The organism is Mycobacterium sp. NGS33 (assembly GCF_059812885.1).
The window spans coordinates 13,238-32,875 of sequence record NZ_JCALDN010000019.1; the positions used below are offsets into that span (position 1 = coordinate 13,238).

General features: G+C 69.2%; 18 protein-coding genes. 11 read left to right on the plus strand and 7 right to left on the minus strand.

Annotation, left to right across the window (positions count from 1 at the left end; all coding sequences use genetic code 11):
- Window positions 1–70 precede the first annotated feature (70 nt).
- The 6 genes from AC5Y5B_RS21550 to AC5Y5B_RS21575 all read right to left on the minus strand — a co-directional run bounded on the left by AC5Y5B_RS21550 (window position 71) and on the right by AC5Y5B_RS21575 (window position 5,900).
- The gene (locus AC5Y5B_RS21550) at window positions 71–1,867 is read right to left on the minus strand and encodes an acetyl/propionyl/methylcrotonyl-CoA carboxylase subunit alpha (protein WP_112634102.1); all 1,797 of its coding nucleotides are present in this window, start codon (window positions 1,865–1,867) and stop codon (window positions 71–73) included.
- A gap of 126 nt (window positions 1,868–1,993) precedes the next feature.
- Complete coding sequence (locus AC5Y5B_RS21555) at window positions 1,994–2,425, minus strand: SufE family protein (RefSeq protein ID WP_500006469.1); 432 nt, start codon at window positions 2,423–2,425, stop codon at window positions 1,994–1,996.
- A 14-nt stretch (window positions 2,426–2,439) separates the two neighbouring features.
- On the minus strand, window positions 2,440–3,330 hold the full coding sequence (locus AC5Y5B_RS21560) for a sulfurtransferase (RefSeq protein ID WP_500006383.1): 891 nt from the start codon (window positions 3,328–3,330) through the stop codon (window positions 2,440–2,442).
- A gap of 22 nt (window positions 3,331–3,352) precedes the next feature.
- Window positions 3,353–3,985 (minus strand): Maf family protein, encoded by a 633-nt coding sequence (locus AC5Y5B_RS21565; protein ID WP_500006385.1) that lies wholly within the window; start codon window positions 3,983–3,985, stop codon window positions 3,353–3,355.
- Entirely contained in the window at window positions 3,982–4,263 is a 282-nt protein-coding gene (locus AC5Y5B_RS21570; protein WP_112634107.1) for an acyl-CoA carboxylase subunit epsilon, read from the minus strand. Before AC5Y5B_RS21570 ends, AC5Y5B_RS21565 begins: the two co-directional genes overlap by 4 nt.
- Entirely contained in the window at window positions 4,260–5,900 is a 1,641-nt protein-coding gene (locus tag AC5Y5B_RS21575; protein ID WP_112634108.1) for an acyl-CoA carboxylase subunit beta, read from the minus strand. Before AC5Y5B_RS21575 ends, AC5Y5B_RS21570 begins: the two co-directional genes overlap by 4 nt.
- A gap of 148 nt (window positions 5,901–6,048) precedes the next feature.
- Between AC5Y5B_RS21575 and AC5Y5B_RS21580 the strand changes: the two genes are divergently transcribed.
- From AC5Y5B_RS21580 to AC5Y5B_RS21590, 3 genes are all read left to right on the plus strand, one after another.
- On the plus strand, window positions 6,049–7,596 hold the full coding sequence (locus AC5Y5B_RS21580; RefSeq protein ID WP_500006387.1) for an FAD-binding protein: 1,548 nt from the start codon (window positions 6,049–6,051) through the stop codon (window positions 7,594–7,596).
- A gap of 17 nt (window positions 7,597–7,613) precedes the next feature.
- Window positions 7,614–8,438, plus strand: coding sequence for a biotin--[acetyl-CoA-carboxylase] ligase (locus AC5Y5B_RS21585; protein ID WP_112634109.1), 825 nt, complete (start codon window positions 7,614–7,616; stop codon window positions 8,436–8,438).
- Between the two features lie 121 nt (window positions 8,439–8,559).
- Complete coding sequence (locus AC5Y5B_RS21590; RefSeq protein ID WP_112634110.1) at window positions 8,560–9,078, plus strand: PH domain-containing protein; 519 nt, start codon at window positions 8,560–8,562, stop codon at window positions 9,076–9,078.
- On the opposite strand, the gene AC5Y5B_RS21595 is transcribed toward AC5Y5B_RS21590, so the two are convergent.
- Entirely contained in the window at window positions 9,033–9,692 is a 660-nt protein-coding gene (locus AC5Y5B_RS21595; RefSeq protein ID WP_112634111.1) for a GtrA family protein, read from the minus strand. The two genes, AC5Y5B_RS21590 and AC5Y5B_RS21595, sit on opposite strands and share 46 nt — an antisense overlap.
- 110 nt (window positions 9,693–9,802) lie before the next feature.
- Between AC5Y5B_RS21595 and AC5Y5B_RS21600 the strand changes: the two genes are divergently transcribed.
- The 8 genes from AC5Y5B_RS21600 to AC5Y5B_RS21635 all read left to right on the plus strand — a co-directional run bounded on the left by AC5Y5B_RS21600 (window position 9,803) and on the right by AC5Y5B_RS21635 (window position 19,637).
- Window positions 9,803–11,128 carry a 5-(carboxyamino)imidazole ribonucleotide synthase gene (locus tag AC5Y5B_RS21600; RefSeq protein WP_500006388.1) on the plus strand — a complete coding sequence of 442 codons (1,326 nt, stop codon included), beginning with the start codon at window positions 9,803–9,805 and terminating at the stop codon, window positions 11,126–11,128.
- Entirely contained in the window at window positions 11,115–11,636 is a 522-nt protein-coding gene (purE, locus tag AC5Y5B_RS21605; RefSeq protein WP_112634113.1) for a 5-(carboxyamino)imidazole ribonucleotide mutase, read from the plus strand. Before AC5Y5B_RS21600 ends, purE begins: the two co-directional genes overlap by 14 nt.
- A gap of 15 nt (window positions 11,637–11,651) precedes the next feature.
- Window positions 11,652–12,821 (plus strand): acyl-CoA dehydrogenase, encoded by a 1,170-nt coding sequence (locus AC5Y5B_RS21610; protein WP_112634114.1) that lies wholly within the window; start codon window positions 11,652–11,654, stop codon window positions 12,819–12,821.
- Window positions 12,822–13,069: 248 nt separating this feature from the next.
- The gene (locus tag AC5Y5B_RS21615; RefSeq protein WP_500006389.1) at window positions 13,070–14,215 is read left to right on the plus strand and encodes a PP2C family protein-serine/threonine phosphatase; all 1,146 of its coding nucleotides are present in this window, start codon (window positions 13,070–13,072) and stop codon (window positions 14,213–14,215) included.
- Window positions 14,212–15,816, plus strand: coding sequence for a sensor histidine kinase (locus AC5Y5B_RS21620; RefSeq protein ID WP_500006390.1), 1,605 nt, complete (start codon window positions 14,212–14,214; stop codon window positions 15,814–15,816). The genes AC5Y5B_RS21615 and AC5Y5B_RS21620 overlap by 4 nt, the downstream gene beginning before the upstream one ends.
- Window positions 15,813–16,262: a response regulator gene (locus AC5Y5B_RS21625; RefSeq protein ID WP_066868516.1), complete on the plus strand. Its 450-nt coding sequence runs from the start codon at window positions 15,813–15,815 to the stop codon at window positions 16,260–16,262. Before AC5Y5B_RS21620 ends, AC5Y5B_RS21625 begins: the two co-directional genes overlap by 4 nt.
- 294 nt (window positions 16,263–16,556) lie before the next feature.
- Window positions 16,557–17,660, plus strand: a complete 1,104-nt coding sequence (gene pstS, locus AC5Y5B_RS21630) for a phosphate ABC transporter substrate-binding protein PstS (RefSeq protein WP_500006391.1) — start codon at window positions 16,557–16,559, stop codon at window positions 17,658–17,660.
- Between the two features lie 33 nt (window positions 17,661–17,693).
- Window positions 17,694–19,637: a serine/threonine-protein kinase PknD gene (locus AC5Y5B_RS21635; protein WP_500006392.1), complete on the plus strand. Its 1,944-nt coding sequence runs from the start codon at window positions 17,694–17,696 to the stop codon at window positions 19,635–19,637.
- The last annotated feature ends 1 nt before the right edge of the window (window position 19,638 follow it).

Genomic DNA, 19,638 nt, shown 5'->3' on the forward strand with positions numbered 1-19,638 from the left:
AACCTTGCGCGCAACCCTACTCGCGGTGGCCAGGCCCTACAACGTTGTCTGGGAAAACTCTCAGCAACCGTTACTTGATCTCGGCGAGCACCGTGCCCTGGGTGATGGCGGCGCCGGCCTCGACGGCCAGTCCGGTGATGACACCGTCCTTGTGGGCGGTGACCGGGTTCTCCATCTTCATCGCCTCGAGCACGACGACCAGGTCGCCCGCGGCAACCTCCTGGCCCTCCTCGACCGCGACCTTGACCACGGTGCCCTGCATGGGCGCGGTGACCGCGTCGCCGGAGGCGGCCGCACCGGCGTGCGCCCCGCGCTTGCGCGCCTTGGGCTTCTTGCGGATGACACCGGCCGGGTCGGCGGCGCCGCCGTTGGACAGCGCCAGGTCGCCGGGCAGCGACACCTCGAGCCGGCGGCCACCGACCTCCACGACCACCTTCTGGCGCGGCCGGGCGTCCTCGTCGTCCAGGGGCTCGCCGCCGGTGAACGGTTCGATGGTGTTGTTCCACTCGGTCTCGATCCACCGGGTGTGCACCGAGAAACTCTCGCCGTCACCGATGAACGCCGGGTCGGACACGACGGCGCGGTGGAACGGGATGACGGTGGCCAGGCCCTCGACGTGGAATTCGTCCAGCGCCCGCCGCGAGCGGGCGAGCGCCTCCTCGCGGGTGGCGCCGTACACGATCAGCTTGGACAGCATCGAGTCGAACTGGCCGCCGATGACCGAACCGGCCTCGACACCCGAGTCCAGCCGGACGCCGGGCCCGGTCGGGATGTCGTAGCGGGTGACGGGACCGGGGGCGGGCAGGAAACCGCGCCCGGCGTCCTCGCCGTTGATCCGGAACTCGATGGCGTGCCCGCGCGGCGTGGGGTCCTCGGTGAGGTCCAGCTTCTCGCCGTTGGCGATCTTGAACTGCTGCAGCACCAGGTCGATGCCGGCGGTCTCCTCGGTGACCGGGTGCTCGACCTGCAGCCGGGTGTTGACCTCCAGGAAGGAGATCAGGCCGTCCTGGCCGACCAGGTACTCGACGGTCCCGGCGCCGTAGTAGTGCGCCTCCTTGCAGATCCGCTTGGCGGACTCGTGGATCTCCTTGCGCTGCGCGTCGGTCAGGAAGGGCGCGGGCGCCTCCTCCACCAGCTTCTGGAACCGGCGCTGCAGCGAGCAGTCCCGGGTGCCGGCGACGATGACGTTGCCGTGCTGGTCGGCGATCACCTGCGCCTCGACGTGGCGCGGCTTGTCCAGGTAGCGCTCGACGAAGCACTCGCCGCGGCCGAACGCGGCGACGGCCTCACGGGTGGCCGACTCGAACAGCTCGGGGATCTCCTCGATGGTGCGGGCCACCTTCATGCCGCGGCCGCCGCCGCCGAACGCCGCCTTGATGGCGATCGGTACGCCGTACTCCTTGGCGAAGGCCACCACCTCGTCGGCGTCCTTGACCGGGTCGGGGGTCCCGGGGACCAGCGGGGCCTGCGCGCGGGCGGCGATGTGGCGGGCGGTGACCTTGTCGCCGAGGTCGCGGATGGACTGCGGGCTGGGGCCGATCCAGATGAGGTTCGCGTCCAGGACCGCCTGGGCGAAATCGGCGTTCTCCGAGAGGAATCCGTAACCGGGGTGCACGGCGTTGGCGCCGGACTTCGCGGCCGCGTCGAGGAGCTTGTCGAAGTCCAGGTAGGACTCGGCCGACGTCTGACCACCCAACGCGAACGCCTCGTCGGCCAGACGCACGTGCGGCGCGTCGGCGTCGGGCTCGGCGTACACCGCCACGCTGGACAGGCCCGCATCGCGGGCCGCGCGAATCACCCGGACAGCGATCTCGCCGCGGTTGGCGACGAGCACTTTGGAGATCCTCGAGCTGGCGTGACTAGCCACAGCGCCTCCTGTTTGGCATAACCGCAGACGTATTTCTGCGGGCTTCTCTAAGAGAATTTCTTACAACGAGTTCTCGGGAAGTCTAAGCGCCGCGCCGTTGGGCCCGACGAGGCGGCCCACCTTTTTTCAGGACGACTCGCGCAGCCTGCGCTTGATCCGGGCCAGCATCGCCGACAGGCCGCGCAACCGCAGCGGGCTGATCAGGGCGGCCAGCCCGAGGTCGGCGTAGAAATCCTCGGGCACGGCCAGAATGGCGGCCGCGGGCTGTTCGTCCAGGCCGGTCGCCAGAATCGACGCGAACCCGCGCGTGGTGGGCGATTCGGCGGGCGCGCTGAAGTGCAGCCGCACCCGGTCGGGGTCGCTGGCGTCCACATGCAAAAACAGGGGCGTCTGACACTCGGGCACCGGCTCCATGGCCGCCTCTTGCAGGTCGGGAGGCAGCGCTGGCAGGTCGTTGGCGAATTCCAGCAGCAGCGCCAGCTTGTCCTGGCCCTCGACTTCGGCGAAGTCGGACACCACTTCGGCTAAGGGGGCGGGCAGGCTCATCGGACAGTCAATCGCGGCGCCGCCATTCAGACCGGGACGGCGCCCGGCTCTTCACCCGCCACGATCGGCGTGCGCACGGTGTTGCCCCACTCGGTCCATGATCCGTCGTAGTTGCGCACCCCGGGCTTGCCCAGCAGATGCGTCAGCACGAACCAGGTGTGGCTGGACCGCTCGCCGATGCGGCAGTACACCACGGTCTTGTCGTCCGGCTCGATGAAGCCGTACAGCTCCTCGAGCTCCTCGCGGCTGCGGAACCGCCCGCTCTCGTCGACGGCCCTGGCCCACGGGATCGACCGCGCGGTGGGGATGTGGCCGCCGCGCAGCACGCCCTCCTCCGGGTATTCGGGCATGTGGGTGCGCTTGCCGGTGTACTCGTCCGGCGAGCGCACGTCGATCAGCGGCTGGCTGCCGAGAATGGCCAGCACGTCGTCCTTGAAGGCGCGGATGGGTGCGTCGTTGCGGGTGACTACGGGATAGCCGCTGGAGGTCTTGGTGGGGACGTCCAGCGTGGTCTCCCGGCGTTCGGCCAGCCACAGGTCGCGCCCGCCGTTGAGCAGCCGCACGTCGGGGTGGCCGAACAGCGTGAACACCCACAGCGCGTAGGCGGCCCACCAGTTGCTCTTGTCGCCGTAGATCACCACGGTGTCGTCGCGGGCGATGCCCTTGCGATCCATCAGCTCCGCGAACTGCGCGCCGTCGATGTAGTCGCGGACGTGGGGGTCGTTGAGGTCGGTGTGCCAGTCGACCTTCACCGCGCCGGGGATATGGCCGACGTCGTAGAGCAGCACGTCCTCGTCGGATTCGACGATCGCCAGGCCGGGGGTGCCTTGGTTGGCGGACAGCCAGTCGGCGGTCACCAGGCGCTCCGGGTGGGCGTAGGCCGACAGTGTCGGGCTTGGATCGGGGGGTAATGCCACGCTGCCGAGCCTACCGCCAGGGTCAGTCGGCGGCCCACAGCGCGGATACCGACAGCCCGACCCGCTCCAGCATCGACCGCAGCAGCGGCAGGCTGACGCCGATCACGTTCGACGGGTCGCCGTCGATGCCGTCGACGAACCAGCCGCCCAGGCCGTCCAGGGTGAAGCCGCCCGCCACGTGCCGCGGTTCCCCGTGGGCCACGTAGGCGTCCAGATCCGCTGCCGATGGACTGGCGAAATGCACTGTGGTGCAACGTGATTCGACTTCACGGTGGGTGATGTCCCCGTCGCGCAGCCGCAGCAGGCAGTGCCCGGTGTGCAACTCGCCGGAGCGGCCGGCCATCAGGCGCCACTGGCCCGCGGCGGCCTCGACCGTACCGGGCTTGCCGCACAGCCGGCCGTCGATCGACAGCATCGAATCACAGCCGATGACAACGCAATTGGCCGCGACGTCACCGTCCAGTGTGCCGGCCACCTGGTCGGCCTTGGCCTCGGCCAGGGCGCACACCACCTCGTCCGCCGACGCGTCCGGGCCCAGCGCGGCGGCGACGGCGTCCTCGTCGACGCCGGAGACCACCACCAGCGGATCGACGCCGGCCTGGCGCAGCACCTTGAGGCGGCCGGTCGACGCCGACGCCAGCACCAGGCGGGTCAATGCCGCATGTGGGTCATCTGCTGGAACGTGAGCCGCTGATAGTTGGTCATCGCGAACCGCAGCCGGTCCACCGGCAGGCCCCAGCGGGTCCGCTCGGGCTGTTCGGGCTCCGGGGCGCCGCCGGCGCAACCGAGCACCGCGACCAGGGCGGCCAGCTCCTCGGCGGTGGGCTCGCCCCGCAGGATCTGGATGTGCGGCTCGTGCGTGTGCGCCGCGTCTTCGGTTGGCGCAGAACCGTTTTCGTCGGCCACAGGGCCCGAACCGTTCGTCTCGGTCATAGCGGGATGTTCCCGTGCTTCTTGGGGGGCAGGTGGGAGATCTTGCGTTCCAGCAGGCGCAGCGCGGTGCCGATGTAGCCGCGGGTGTGCGACGGCGGGATCACCGCGTCGACGTAGCCCCGCTCGGCGGCGACGTAGGGGTTGACCAGCGTGTCCTCATACTCCTGCTGCAATTCCAGGCGCAGCGCGTCGACGTCGCGGCCCTCCTTGGCCGCCTCGCTCAGCTGCTTGCGGTAGACGAACCCGACGGCGCCCGACGCTCCCATCACGGCGATCTGCGCCGACGGCCACGCCAGGTTGACGTCGCAGCCCATGTCCTTGGAGCCCATCACGCAGTACGCGCCGCCGTAGGCCTTGCGGGTGATCACCGTGATCTTGGGGACCGTGGCCTCGCCGTAGGCGAACAGCAGCTTGGCGCCGCGGCGGATGATGCCGTTGTACTCCTGGCCGGTGCCCGGCAGGAAGCCCGGGACGTCCACCAGCATGATGATCGGGATGTTGAAGCAGTCGCAGGTCCGCACGAACCGGGCCGCCTTCTCCGAGGCGTTGATGTCCAGGCAGCCGGCGAACTGGGTGGGCTGATTGGCCACGATCCCGACCGGGCGGCCCTCGATGCGGCCGAACCCGACGACGATGTTCTGCGCGTAGCCGCCCTGGACCTCCAGGAACTCGTCGTCGTCGAGGATTCGGGTGATCACCTCGTGCATGTCGTAGGGCTGGTTGGGCGAGTCCGGGATCAGCGTGTCCAGCTCGAGGTCCTCCTCGGTGAGGTTGTCCTCGATGGCGCCGGGGGGATGCGGCTCGGCGTAGCGCGGCGCGTCGGTGGCGTTGTTGGGCGGCAGGTAGCTCAGCAGGTCGCGCACCCAGTCGAAGGCGTCCTGCTCGCCGGAGGCCACGTAGTGCAGGGTGCCCGACTTGGCCATGTGGGTGTGGGCGCCGCCCAGCTCCTCCATGGTGACGTCCTCACCCGTGACGGTCTTGATGACGTCGGGCCCGGTGATGAACATCTGGCTGGTCTGGTCGACCATCACCACGAAGTCGGTCAGGGCGGGGGAGTAGACGTGCCCGCCCGCGGCGGCGCCCATGATCAGCGAGATCTGCGGGATGACGCCGGAGGCCAGGATGTTGTTGCGGAAGATCTTGCTGTACAGGCCCAGCGAGACGACGCCCTCCTGGATCCGCGCGCCGGCGCCGTCGTTGATGCCGATCAAGGGACGGCCGGTCTTGATCGCCAGCTCCTGGACCTTGACGATCTTCTCGCCGTACACCTCGCCGAGGCTGCCGCCGAACACCGTGGCGTCCTGGCTGAAGATGCACACGTCGCGGCCGTCGATGGTGCCGTAGCCGGTGATCACACCGTCGCCCAGCGGGCGGTTGTTCTCCAGGCCGAAGTTCTTGCTGCGGTGCCGGGCCAGGGCGTCGAGCTCGACGAACGAGTCCTCGTCGAGCAGGGCGAGAATGCGCTCGCGGGCGGTCAGCTTGCCCTTGGCGTGCACCTTCTCGACAGCCTCTTCGCCCACCGGGTGCAGCGACTCTTCCCGGCGCTTGTGCAGCTCGGCCAGCTTGCCCGCGGTGGTGTGGATGTCGATGGTGTGCTCGGCAGCGGGTTCCGCAGTGTGGTCGGTAACGCTCGTCATGGGTGCGATGGTATCGGCAGCCCCACCGGTCTCCCTTAAGCAGCCCTTAAGTAATCGTCGCGTCGCCGATGTCGCTCGGTATCGTCGTCGGACAATCGGGTGGCACCGGCGGTTTTGAGAACCTAATCACGGCAGCGCAGGAGTGGCGATGGTCGACTGGGCGCAGGAATGCGACGTACTGGTTGCCGGCTCGGGCGGCGGCGGCATGACCGGTGCCTACACCGCGGCGCGCGAGGGCCTCGACGTGCTGCTCGTCGAGGCGACGTCGAAATTCGGTGGCACCACCGCCTACTCCGGCGGCGGCGGCGTCTGGTTCCCGTGCAATCCGGTGCTGCTGCGCGCCGGAACCGACGACACCATCGAGGACGCGCTGACCTATTACCGCGCCGTGGTCGGTGACCGCACGGCGCGCGACCTGCAGGAAACCTTCGTCCGCGGCGGCGCGCCGCTGATCGAATACCTGGAAGCCGACCCGAACCTGAAGTTCGTGCCGTTGCCCTGGCCCGACTACTACGGCAAGGCGCCCAAGGCGCGCCTGGACGGTCAGCGCCATATCGCGGCCAAGCCGCTGGCGGTGGCCGCCGCCCCGGAATTCCGCGAGGCGATCCGCGGGCCGCTGGACACCGACCGGCTCGGCGCCGAACCCCCGTCGGACTACTACCTCGGGGGCCGCGCCCTGATCGCGCGGTTCCTCAAGGCCATCGGGCAATACCCGAGCGCGTCGCTGCGCCGCGACGCCGCGCTGGTGGAGCTGGTGGTGACCGACGGCCGCGTCACGGGCGCCATCGTCGAGACCGGCGGCGAGCGCCGCGCCATCCGCGCCCGCCGGGGCGTGCTGCTGGCCGCCGGCGGCTTCGAGGCCAACGAGGAGCTGCGTCGCCGGTACGGAGTGCCGGGAACGTCGCGAGACACCATGGGGGGCCCCGGAAGTCGCGGCCTGGCGCTGCAGGCCGGCATCGCCGCGGGCGCCGACACCGACCTGCTGGACCAGGCCTGGTGGTCGCCGGGCATGACGCATCCCGACGGCCGGTCCGCGTTCGCGCTGTGGTTCACCGGCGGCATCTTCGTCAACCAGGACGGCAACCGCTTCGTCAACGAGTCCCGGGCCTACGACCGCGCCGGCCGCGAGATCATCGCGCAGGTGGCCGACGGGTCAATGACGTTGCCGTACTGGATGATCTACGACGACAAGGAGGGCGAGGTGCCGCCGGTCAAGGCGGCCAACGTCGCCATCGTCGAGACCGAAAAATACGTCGCCGCGGGCCTGTGGCACACCGCGGACACCCTCGAGGAACTCGCCGCGAAAATCGGCGTGCCGGGTGAGCGGCTGGCGGCGACGGTCGCGCGGTTCAACGCCTTCGCCGCCGCCGGCGTCGACGAGGACTTCGGCCGCGGCGACGAGGCCTTCGACCGCGCCTTCTCGGCGGGCGCCTCTCCGCTGGTGCCCATCGACTTCCCGCCGTATCACGCCGCCGCGTTCGGCCTCTCCGATCTGGGCACCAAGGGGGGTCTGCGCACCGACACCGCGGCGCGGGTGCTCGACCGCGCCGGTCACCCGATCCCCGGGCTGTACGCGGCGGGAAACACCATGGCCGCGCCCAGCGGCACGGCGTATCCCGGCGGCGGCAACCCGATCGGAACCAGCATGCTGTTCAGCCATTTGGCCGTGCTGGACATGCGCGACCGTCAGCCCTGAGTTCTAGGCTGGGTGCGGTGACGGAACGAGATCGGCTTCGAGCACCGCTGGACGAGGGCGCCTTGCGCGCCGAGTTGATCGGCACCGGGCTGGGTTGGCGCAAGCTCGAGGTCGTCGAGCAGACCGGCTCCACCAACGCCGACCTGCTGGCCCGCGCGGCGGCGGGCGACGACGTCGCCGGCGCCGTGCTGATCGCCGAGCACCAGACCGCCGGGCGCGGCCGGCACGGCCGCGGCTGGTCGGCCACGCCGCGGGCCCAGATCACCATGTCGGTGGGGGTCAGCGTGGTCGACGTCCCCACCACCGGATGGGGCTGGCTGCCGCTGGCCACCGGGGTGGCGGTGGTCGACACCGTGACGCCACTGCTGGCGGGCACCGGGGCCCAGGCGGGTCTCAAGTGGCCCAACGACGTGCTGGCCGGGCCGCCGGATTCACCGGGCAAGCTGGCCGGGATCCTGGCCGAGGTGGCGAAGCCCGTCGTGGTAATCGGCTTGGGGCTCAACGTGACTCAATCCGCCGAGGAGATCGACGGCCCCGGCGCGACGTCGCTGCTGGACCTGGGCGTCGCCGCGCCCGACCGTACCCAGCTGGTGTCGGCCCTGCTGCGCGAGCTGGGGCGCCGGATCGTGGGCTGGCGCGCCGCGCGGGGGGCCGACTGGGCCCTGGCCGCCGACTACCGGGCCCGCAGCCTGACCATCGGCAACCGGGTGCGCGCGCACCTGCCCGGCGGCAAACAGGTCGACGGGACCGCCACCGCGATCGACGACCAGGGCAGGCTGTGCCTGGAAAGCGGCGGGCAGACCGTCGTCGTCGCGGCCGGTGACGTGGTGCATTTGCGCTAGTGGCGATCGCAAGCGCGGTGAAGCCGGGCGCAGCGGGTCGCCACCATTTGCGCTAGTGGCTTGCGCTAGTGGCTTGCGCTAGTGGCGATCGCAAGCGCGGCGCACAGCTAATGTCGGCGTCATGGGCTACCCGGATAACGTCTTGGCCGCCGGCGAACACGTCATCGTGCACCGCCACCCGCACTGGAAGCGGCTGATCTGGCCGGTGCTGGTGCTGATCGGAGTGACCGGCCTGGCCGCGTTCGGCTCCGGCTACCTCAACTCGACGCACTGGGAGCAGCTCGCCAAGAACATCATCTACGGCGTCATCTGGGGCGTCTGGCTGGTGATCGTCGGCTGGCTGACGCTGTGGCCGTTTCTGAGCTGGCTGACCACCCACTTCGTGGTGACCAACCGCCGGGTGATGTTTCGGCACGGGGTGCTCACCCGCACCGGAATCGACATCCCGCTGGCCCGGATCAACAGCGTGGAATTCCGCGACCGCATCACCGAGCGGATGTTCCGCACCGGGACGCTGATCATCGAATCGGCGTCACAAGATCCGTTGGAGTTCTACGACATTCCGCGGCTGCGCGAGGTGCACGCGCTGCTGTATCACGAAGTCTTCGACACCCTGGGCTCGGAGGAATCGCCCAGCTGACCCAGCCGGCCGGCCCGGTTGCGCCAGGCGCGCAGCAGGGTGACGTTGTCGTTTTCGATCTCGTCCTCGAAGACCTCGGCGATGCCGCCGGCGGTAAGGGCGGACTCCAGCGCCTTCTCCGGGTCGCGGGCGAACTGGTCGGGAAACACCCAGCGCCGAAACGCCCAGAACCGGAACGCCATCTGCAGCAGGTTGCCGATGATGTAGGCCGAGATGAAGTCGGCGACGTTTTCGACGGCCAGCGACACCGTGGGCTCGCGCAGCTGCAGCACGTAGCTGGAGAACCACAGCGGCGCCATGGACAGCAGCACCCCCACGCCGCTGAACGCGAAGAACAGCAGCGCCTCGTGGTGGCGCTCGCGCCCGCCGCGATTGCGGAAGCTCCATTCCCGGTTCAGCACATAGGACGCGATCACCGCGACAATCCCGGCGATCACCTTTGCCGTCACCGGTTTGGACTCGAGAATTGTCAGCTTCAGCGTGTAGAAAATCGCCGAGTCGATGACGAATGTGGTTCCGCCGACGATGGCGAATTTGATCAGTTCGTGGTGGCGTAGCAAATAGGGCTGCATAACCCTAGGCAGACGCGAAATCGTGACTTCGGCGAAGGACACAACACGTCAGTGTACGGACGGACACAAATTCGACGCAAAATTGTACGTAACAATTCGGTGTCGGCGCCGGTCAACACGCCTTTAGCGCCGGGGAGTTTCGCCGTGACACCATGATGGCCGTGCCGAGTACACGCCCGCCGGGCGCCGCCCCCTCCGCAGCGTCCCGGACCGCCCCCCGCGCGGTCCCCGTCGTCGCGATGGTCGGCGGCGGCCAGCTTGCCCGAATGACCCACCAAGCGGCGATCGCCCTGGGGCAGACGCTGCGGGTGCTGGCCACCGCCGCCGACGAGCCGGCCGCGCTGGTCGCGCCCGACGTCGTCCTCGGATCGCACACCGACATCGACGACCTGCGCCGGGTGGCGGCGGGTGCCGACGTGCTGACGTTCGACCACGAGCACGTGCCGAACGAACTGCTGGACAAGCTGGTCGCCGAGGGCGTCAATGTGGCCCCGCCGCCGCAGGCCCTGGTGCACGCGCAGGACAAGCTCGTCATGCGCCGCCGGCTGGAGGCCCTGGGCGTCCCGGTGCCCCGCTACGCCGAGATCGGCAGCGTCGACGAACTCGACGCCTTCGCGCGGCGCATCGCCGGCCCGGTGGTCGTCAAGGCGGTCCGCGGCGGCTACGACGGGCGCGGGGTGCGGATGGCGCGCGACCCGCTGCACGCCCGCGAGATCGCGACCGCGTTCCTGGCCGATGGGGTGCCGGTGATGGCCGAGGAGCAGGTGAACCTGCGCCGCGAACTCTCCGCCCTGGTGGCCCGGTCGCCGTTCGGCCAGGGTGCCGCGTGGCCGGTCGTCGAGACCGTGCAGCGGGACGGGATCTGCGTGCAGGTGATCGCTCCCGCGCCGGAGCTGTCCGGCGAACGGGCCGCCGCCGCGCAACAGCTGGCGCTGCGGCTGGCGGCCGAGCTGGGCGTGGTCGGGGTGCTCGCCGTCGAGCTCTTCGAGACGGTGGACGGCGACCTGCTGGTCAACGAGCTGGCGATGCGGCCGCACAACTCCGGGCACTGGACCATGGACGGCTCGCGCACCAGCCAGTTCGAGCAGCATCTGCGCGCGGTGCTGGACTACCCGCTGGGCGACACCGACGCCCTGGCGGCGGTGACGGTGATGGCCAACGTGCTGGGCGCCCCCGAGATCCCCCGGATGAGCGTCGACGAGCGGCTGCACCACCTGTTCGCGCGGATGCCCGACGCCCGCGTGCACCTGTACGGCAAACAGGAACGACCCGGCCGCAAGGTCGGCCACATCAACTTCGTCCGCTCGGGGCCGGCGGATCGTGACACCGTCGCCAAGCTGCGGGAACGCGCCGAGCTGGCGGCACACTGGTTGTCACACGGGCAGTGGGCGGACGGATGGGATCCACATGCCGGCGACGATGAACAGGGCAGTGCGATCGACAATGGCGGGAGAAGCGGCATAAATGACCATGAGTAAGCAGCCGAGGGTCGGCGTGATCATGGGCAGCGACAGCGACTGGTCGGTGATGGCCGACGCCGCGGCGGCGCTGGCCGAGTTCGACGTGCCGGCCGAGGTCCGGGTCGTCTCCGCGCACCGCACCCCGCAGGTGATGTTCGACTACGCGCGCGACGCGGCCGGGCGCGGCATCGAGGTGATCATCGCGGGGGCCGGGGGAGCCGCGCACCTGCCGGGCATGGTCGCCTCCGCGACGCCGCTGCCGGTGATCGGCGTCCCGGTGCCGCTGGCGCGCCTGGACGGCCTGGACTCGCTGCTGTCGATCGTGCAGATGCCCGCCGGTGTGCCGGTGGCCACGGTCTCCATCGGGGGAGCCCGCAACGCGGGCCTGCTGGCCGTGCGCATCCTCGGTTCCTCGGACCCGGCGCTGCGGGCGCGGATCGTGGAGTTCCAGGAGCAGCTGGCCGCGAGCGTGCGGGCCAAGGATGAGGCGCTCCAGCAGCGTCAGGGTAAAGTTACCGGCGAGTAGCAATAGGAGGCCGAGATGGCTGGATGGGCCGGAAACCCCACCTTTGATTTGTTCCAATTGCCCGAGGAGCACACGGAATTGCGGGCGGCGATCCGCGCGCTGGCGGAGAAGGAGATCGCCCCGCACGCCGCCGACGTGGACGAGAACTCCCGGTTCCCCGAGGAGGCGCTGGCGGCGCTGAACGCGTCCGGTTTCAACGCCGTACACGTGCCCGAGGAGTACGGCGGGCAGGGCGCGGACTCGGTGGCGGCCTGCATCGTGATCGAGGAAGTCGCCCGCGTCGACGCGTCGGCGTCGCTGATTCCGGCGGTCAACAAGCTGGGCACCATGGGGCTGATCCTGCGCGGCTCCGACGAGCTGAAGAAGCAGGTGCTGCCCTCGATCGCCGACGGCACCGCGATGGCGTCCTACGCGCTGTCCGAGCGCGAGGCCGGCAGCGACGCGGCCTCGATGCGGACCCGCGCCAAGGCCGACGGGGACGACTGGATCCTCAACGGCGCCAAGTGCTGGATCACCAACGGCGGCAAGTCGAGCTGGTACACGGTGATGGCCGTGACCGACCCGGACAAGGGCGCCAACGGCATCTCGTCGTTCATGGTGCACGCCGACGACGAGGGCTTCTCGGTGGGGCCCAAGGAGCGCAAGCTCGGCATCAAGGGCTCACCGACCACCGAGCTCTACTTCGAGAACTGCCGCGTCCCGGGCGACCGGATCATCGGCGAGCCCGGTACCGGCTTCAAGACCGCGCTGGCGACGCTGGACCACACCCGGCCCACCATCGGTGCCCAGGCGGTCGGCATCGCCCAGGGCGCGCTGGACGCCGCCATCGCCTACACCAAGGACCGCAAGCAGTTCGGCCATCCGGTCAGCGACAACCAGGGCGTGCAGTTCATGCTCGCCGACATGGCCATGAAGGTGGAATCCGCGCGGCTGATGGTCTACCACGCCGCCGCCCGCGCCGAGCGTGGCGAATCCCACCTGGGCTTCATCTCCGCCGCCTCGAAGTGCCTGGCCTCCGACGTCGCGATGGAGGTCACCACCGACGCGGTGCAGCTGTTCGGCGGGGCCGGCTACACCGTGGACTTCCCCGTCGAGCGGATGATGCGCGACGCCAAGATCACCCAGATCTACGAGGGCACCAACCAGATTCAGCGCGTCGTGATGTCGCGGGCGCTGCTGCGCTGATCGCCTTCCGGCGATGCTGCTGGGAAAAGCCGAACCGCACCGCTTAGGATCTCCACTCGGTGCGTGAAGTCCACACCGACAGTCGGTAAACAGCCACCGACTCACGTCCGACCACCTCACGGAGCAAAGGGTCGTATCGCGGCAAGGGGGTCTGCTGTGCAGAAAGTGACTACCCGAGCCCGTTCACAGATGGCCGGGAATTGATACCGACGCGCGCTGTCGCCACGCCGACGGCGAGTTGGCAGTCGTTGTCGTTGCTGTTGGTCGAGGACGACCGCGCCGACGCGGTGCTGGTGGAAGAGCTGATCACCGACGCGGCCACCGACATCCGGGTGGTGTGGGCGAAGTCCATGGAGCACGCCGAACGCGAGCTGGCGTCCTCGCGGCCCGACTGCGTGCTGCTGGATCTGCACCTGCCCGACGCCAGCGGGTTCGACGCGTTGAACCGCATCGCCACCCTCGACGCGACCGTTCCGATCGTGGTGCTGACCGGGCTGAACGACGAGTACTTCGGGGCGTCGGCCGTCGCCGCCGGTGCCCAGGACTACCTGGTGAAGGGCCGGGTCGAGCCGGAGATGCTGCGCCGCGCGCTGCTGTACGCGATCGAGCGCAAGCGTGCCGAGCTCATCGCCGCCGATCTGCACGCGACGCAGCTGCGGGCCCGGGAGAACGCGCTGCTGGAACGCGGACTGCTGCCGTCGCCGCTGCTGCTGGACAACCCGGGCATCGACATCGTCGCCCGATACCGGCCGAGCCGCGAGGACGCGCTGCTGTGCGGGGATTTCTACGACGTGGTCCAGACGCCCGACCGGGTCGTGCACGTGCTGATCGGCGACGTCGCCGGGCACGGCCCACACGAGGCGGCGCTGGGCGCGGCCCTGCGGATCGCGTTTCGCGCGCTTACCTTCGCCGGGGTGCACGGCGTCGAACGGATGCGCCAGCTCGAGCGGGTCTTGTATTCGGAACGCACCGGCACCGGGATTTTCGCGACCGTGCTCAGCCTGGAGATCTCGCCCGACAGTCCGGGGATGAGCGTCGTCCGCGCCGGGCATCCCGGGATGCTGCTGCAGGCCGGCGGAACGGTGGAGTGGTTGGAGCCGCCGGGCGGCCCGGCGCTGGGTCTGCTCGCCGGTGACTGGCCGCGAGAAGAGCTGGAGCTGCGCGCGGGTGAGGGCCTGCTGTTGCTGACCGACGGGCTCTACGAGGGATATTCGGGCGAAGGCACGCAACGGCTCGGCGAGGACGGCCTGCTTGCCCTGGCCCGCACGCACGCCGACCGGCCGGGTCCCGCGTTCGTCGACGCGCTGATCAACGGGGCGCAGGAACTCGCGCAGCCCCGCGGCGGCCTCACCGACGACATCGCCGTGCTGCGGTTGGAGAGGACGACCCCGTGACGGAATCGCGTCCGCTTCGGTTGAGGGAACTCACCGTGCGGGGGTGGCTGGCGCTCGTGTTGTGGATCATGGGCGCTACGGTCCTCGTCGGGGCGCTGGTCGGCGCGGCGTTGCTGCACCGCACCGACGAGGTGTCGCACGAGGTGGCCGCCCAGATCCAGCCGGCGCGGGTCGCGGCGGCCCGGCTGCAGGCGGCCCTGCGGGACCAGGAGACCGGGATGCGTGGCTACCTGATCGCCGCCGACCGGCAATTCCTGGCTCCCTATTACGACGGGCAACGCGCCGAACAGGCCGCCGCCGACGAGATCCGCCAATTGGTGGGCGGGCGTGCGGAGTTGATGGCCGATCTGGGCGCCGTCGAGGCCGCCGCCGCCGACTGGCGGAACAGCTACGCCGAGCCGCTTATCGCCAACGTCGCCCCCAAGACACCGAGCGTCATCAGCCCCCGCACGGCCGACGTGGGGAAGATGAAATTCGACCGTCTGCGTGAGCTTTTCGAGACCCAGAACTCCCATCTGACGGTGGCCGCCGCGGCCGCCAGCGACGAACTCAACGAGATCAACGGCTGGCGCGACTGGGTGCTGGGCACCACGGTGCTGATCGTCATCGGGGCGGCCCTGGCGCTGGGGTTGCTCAGCCGCGCCGCGATCACCCGCCCGATCGCGGCGCTGGCCGCGGCCTGCCGGCGGATCGCCGAGGGCAGCTTCGACGAAACCATCTCGGCTCCCAAGCGGCCCAGGGACATTCGCAACATGGCGATCAGCGTGGAGAACATGCGCAAGCGCATCGTCGAGGAACTCGAGGTGTCGCACGGTGCCCAGGCGCAGCTGGACGAACAGGCCGCCGAGTTGCGCCGGTCCAACACCGAACTCGAGCAGTTCGCCTACGTCGCCTCCCACGACCTGCAGGAGCCGCTGCGCAAGGTCGCGTCGTTCTGTCAGCTGCTGGAAAAGCGCTACGGCGACCAGCTCGACGAGCGCGGCATCGAATACATCGGCTTCGCGGTCGACGGCGCCAAGCGGATGCAGGCGCTGATCAACGACCTGCTCACCTTCTCCCGGGTGGGCCGGCTGGGCACCACCGAGACCGAGGTGGCGCTCGACGCGACGGTGGACGCCGGGCTGGCCAACCTGGCCGTCGCGATCGAGGAATCCGACGCCGAGATCGTGCGCCCGGCCGAGCCGCTGCCGCAGATCGTCGGGGATCCGATGCTGCTGACCATGCTGTGGCAGAACCTGATCGGCAACGCAATCAAGTTCCGGCACAAGGATCGTCGGCCCCGCATCGTCATCGACTGCGCGCCGGGCACCGGCACTCACGACGGGCAGTGGTTGCTGAGCGTGGCCGACAACGGCATCGGCATCCCGGAGGAGTTCTCCGACAAGGTCTTCGTGATCTTCCAGCGGCTGCACGGCCGGGATGTGTACGCCGGCACCGGGGTTGGCCTGGCGCTGGTGAAGAAGATCATCGAGCACCACGGCGGCACCGTGCGGATCGACACGTCCTACACCGACGGGACCCGATTCGAATTCACCCTGCCCATGCCCGAATCCGTCGACGACGAAGCAGACCCGGTCGCTTTGGAAGGAGCGCATCAATGACGACACCCGAAGGCAGAGCCATCGACATCCTGCTGGTCGAGGACGATCCGGGTGACGAGCTCATCACGCGAGAAGCCTTCGAGCACAACAAGCTCAAGAACCGGCTGCACGTCGCCCACGACGGGGAGGAAGGCCTCAACTACCTTTACCGGCGCGGTGAATACGCCGACGCGCCGCGGCCCGACCTCATCCTGCTCGATCTGAATCTGCCCAAATACGACGGCCGCCAGCTGCTGGAGAAGATCAAGTCCGACCCCGACCTGGCTCGCATCCCGGTCGTCGTGCTCACCACCTCCTCGGCGGAGGAAGACATCCTCAAGAGCTACAAGCTGCACGCGAACGCCTACGTCACCAAACCCGTCGACCTCGATCAGTTCATGAAGGCCGTCCGCCAGATCGACGAGTTCTTCGTTCAGGTCGTGCGGCTACCCGGCAACGGGAGCTGATCGCGCGGCGCCCGCCGCGATAGCCAGCCGATCAACCACCCGAGCACGATCAGCAAGACAAACACGGCCGGTCAGCCGGCCGTGCCGAAAACGGACCGTGGAATCGCTCGGTGTCCTGGGCTTCTCATCAGCCATCGATGCTACGTGCTAGGGCTGCAAACAGCGGGCACACAGTGACCTCTTATCGAATGTCAAGGGTTTGTATATTCACGGTTGGTTAACTTTTGTTGTTCCCTGGGCAGTAGCCGGCGGTGAGGCCTGCGCGTTCGCCGCCGCGACGTGCGAAGGAGTTGCGTGAGGTTCGCTCGATACGGCGCCCCGCTGATCCTGGCGACCGCGACCGCCCTGGCGCTGACGGGCTGCGGCCACTCGAACTCGTCGGGCTCCGGGGCCAAGCCGGCATCAGTGGACTGCGGCGGCAAAAAGGTGCTCAAGGACGCCGGCTCCACCGCGCAGCAGAACGCGATCGAGCAATTCGTCTACGCCTACGTCCGCGCCTGCCCGGGCTACACGCTGGACTACAACGCCAACGGCTCGGGCGCCGGTGTCACGCAGTTCGTCAACAATCAGACCGACCTTGCCGGTTCGGATGTGCCGCTGGATCCCACCACCGGCCAGAACGACCGGGCCGCGGCGCGGTGCAATTCGCCGGCCTGGGACCTGCCGACGGTCTTCGGGCCGATCGCGGTGACCTACCACCTCGCCGGGGTCAACGGGCTGAAACTGGACGGGCCCACCGTCGCGAAGATCTTCAACGGCGCCATCACCAAGTGGGACGACCCGGCGCTCAAGGCCATCAACCCGAGCCTGAACCTGCCCTCGACGCCCATCGCGGTCATCTTCCGCAGCGACAAGTCCGGTACCACCGCCAACTTCCAGAAGTACCTCGACGGCGCGTCCAACGGCGCCTGGGGCAAGGGCACCAGCGAGACGTTCACCGGCGGCGTCGGTCAGGGCGCCAGCGGGAACAACGGCACGTCGGCGCTGCTGCAGAACACCGACGGGTCGATCACCTACAACGAGTGGTCGTTCGCGGTCGGCAAGCAGCTGAGCATGGCGTCGATCATCACGTCGGCCGGACCGGACGCGGTGCCCATCACCAAGGACTCCGTCGAGAAGACGATCGCCGGGGCCACCTTCCAGGGGCAGGGCAACGATCTGGTGCTGGACACCTCGTCGTTCTACAGGCCGACCCAGCAGGGCGCCTACCCGATCGTGCTGGCGACCTACGAAATCGTGTGCTCGAAATATCCGGACGCGGCGACGGGCTCCGCGGTGAAGGCGTTCATGCAGGCCGCGATCGGGCCGGGCCAGGACGGACTGGACCAGTACGGTTCCATCCCGCTGCCCAGCTCGTTCACGGCGAAGTTGTCGAGCGCGGTCAATGCGATTTCCTGACCGACGCCTCGGACCAGCGAAGGAGGCTCGACGGTGAGCGATAGCGGGCCGGCCACCAGGGGTGGGTCGTGGTTCGGCCCCTACCGGCTGGTGCGGCTTCTGCGTCAGGGCGGCATGGGTGAGGTGTACGAGGCCGAGGACGCCCGCAAGCGCCGCTTGGTGGCCCTCAAGCTGATCTCGCAGCAGTTCTCCGGCAACGCGGAGTTCAGTGCCCGGCTGCAGCGCGAGGCCGACATCGCGGGACGGCTGACCGAACCGCACGTGGTGCCGATCCACGACTACGGCGAGATCGACGGGCGATTCTACGTGGAGATGCGCCTCGTCGACGGCATCGATCTGGCCACGCTGTTGCACCGGGAGGGGCCGCTGGCCGCGCCGCGGGCGATCGCGATCATCAGCCAGGTCGCCGCCGCGCTGGACGCGGCGCACGCCGCCGGGGTGACGCACCGCGACGTCACGCCGGGCAACATCCTGGTCACCCCCAGCGACTTCGCCTACCTGGCGGACTTCGGCATCGCGCGCGCCGCGTCCGATCCCGGGCTGACCCAGGTGGGGACCGCGATCGGAACGTATTACTACATGGCCCCGGAACGATTCACCGAGGACGAGGTCACCAACAGCGTCGACATCTATTCGCTCGCATGCGTGTTGAGCGAGTGTTTGACCGGCTCGCCGCCGTACCGGGCCGACACCGTCGAACGCCTGGTCGCCGCGCATCTGACCAAGACGGCCCCGCCGCCCAGCCAGCTGCGCCCCGGCGCGTTTCCGCCCGCCCTGGATCAGGTGATCGCCAAGGGCATGGCCAAACGCCCCGAGGACCGCTATCGCACCGCGGGCGAGTTCGCCGCCGCCGCCCATGACGCGCTGACCACCTCCGAGCAGCGCAAGGCCAGCACGATCCTGCGCGACGGCCACGATTCGTACGCCTCGTCGCCGAGCGCCGATACCGTGGCCGGACCGCTGCCCCCGGCGGCCGGCGGCGCGAACCGGGGCGAGCGGTCCGGCCCTCGGCCGTCGCTGATCCGCGCCGCCCCAACGGCTTCCGGCCGCGCGTACGTTCCCGCCCCGGACTTCGGGCGCCCGGCCGCGCCGACCGACAACAAGCGAAAGCAGTGGCTCATCGTCGGCGCCATCGCGCTGGTCGCGCTGGTCGCCTTCGTGGTGGCGGTCGTCGGCTACCTGTCCACCGGATCCTCGGGACCGTCGAAGCAGGCCAGCGGCCAAAGTGTGTTGCCGTTCAAAGGGATTGACTTCCGCCTCTCCCCGGGCGGGGTGACGCTGGACGGCGCGGGCAACGTCTACGTCACCAGCGAAGGCATGTACGGCCGGGTGGTGAAGCTGACGGCCGGTTCCGACGCCACCACGGTGCTGCCGTTCAACGGGCTCTACCAGCCTCAGGGCCTGGCGGTCGACGGCGCGGGCACGGTGTATGTCGCCGACTTCAACAACCGGGTGCTCAGCATGGCGGCGGGCTCCAACGATCAGAAGCCGCTACCGTTCACCGGTTTGAACTATCCCGAGGGTGTGGCGGTCGACAGCCAGGGCGGGGTGTACGTCGCCGACCGCGGCAACAGCAGGGTGGTGAAGCTGGCCGCGGGGTCGCAGAACCAGACCGTGCTGCCGTTCAACGGGCTGAACAATCCGGACGGCGTGGCCGTCGACCCGGCGGGCAACGTCTACGTCGCCGACACCGACAACAACAGGGTGGTCAAGCTGGACGTGGCGTCAAACACCCAGTCGGAGTTGCCATTTCATGACCTGTCCGTGCCGTGGGGCATCGCGGTGGACAACAGCGGAACCGTCTACGTCACCGAGCACGACAAGAGCGACGTGGTGAAGTACCCGCCGGGGGCGACGACCGCGACCGTCCTCGGCTTCACCGGACTCAACACCCCGCTGGCGGTGACGGTCGACAAGGATCAGAGCGTCTACGTCGCCGACCGCGGCAACGACCGGGTGGTCAAGCTGACGCCGTGAA

What these genes read in the sequence shown, in the direction of transcription:
- AC5Y5B_RS21570 (WP_112634107.1), bottom strand. Translation starts at nt 4,263, where the DNA reads ATGACCGAGACGAACGGTTCGGGCCCTGTGGCCGACGAAAACGGTTCT.
- AC5Y5B_RS21575 (WP_112634108.1), bottom strand. Translation starts at nt 5,900, where the DNA reads ATGACGAGCGTTACCGACCACACTGCGGAACCCGCTGCCGAGCACACC.
- AC5Y5B_RS21580 (WP_500006387.1), top strand. Translation starts at nt 6,049, where the DNA reads ATGGTCGACTGGGCGCAGGAATGCGACGTACTGGTTGCCGGCTCGGGC.
- AC5Y5B_RS21590 (WP_112634110.1), top strand. Translation starts at nt 8,560, where the DNA reads ATGGGCTACCCGGATAACGTCTTGGCCGCCGGCGAACACGTCATCGTG.
- AC5Y5B_RS21600 (WP_500006388.1), top strand. Translation starts at nt 9,803, where the DNA reads ATGATGGCCGTGCCGAGTACACGCCCGCCGGGCGCCGCCCCCTCCGCA.
- purE (WP_112634113.1), top strand. Translation starts at nt 11,115, where the DNA reads ATGACCATGAGTAAGCAGCCGAGGGTCGGCGTGATCATGGGCAGCGAC.
- AC5Y5B_RS21610 (WP_112634114.1), top strand. Translation starts at nt 11,652, where the DNA reads ATGGCTGGATGGGCCGGAAACCCCACCTTTGATTTGTTCCAATTGCCC.
- AC5Y5B_RS21625 (WP_066868516.1), top strand. Translation starts at nt 15,813, where the DNA reads ATGACGACACCCGAAGGCAGAGCCATCGACATCCTGCTGGTCGAGGAC.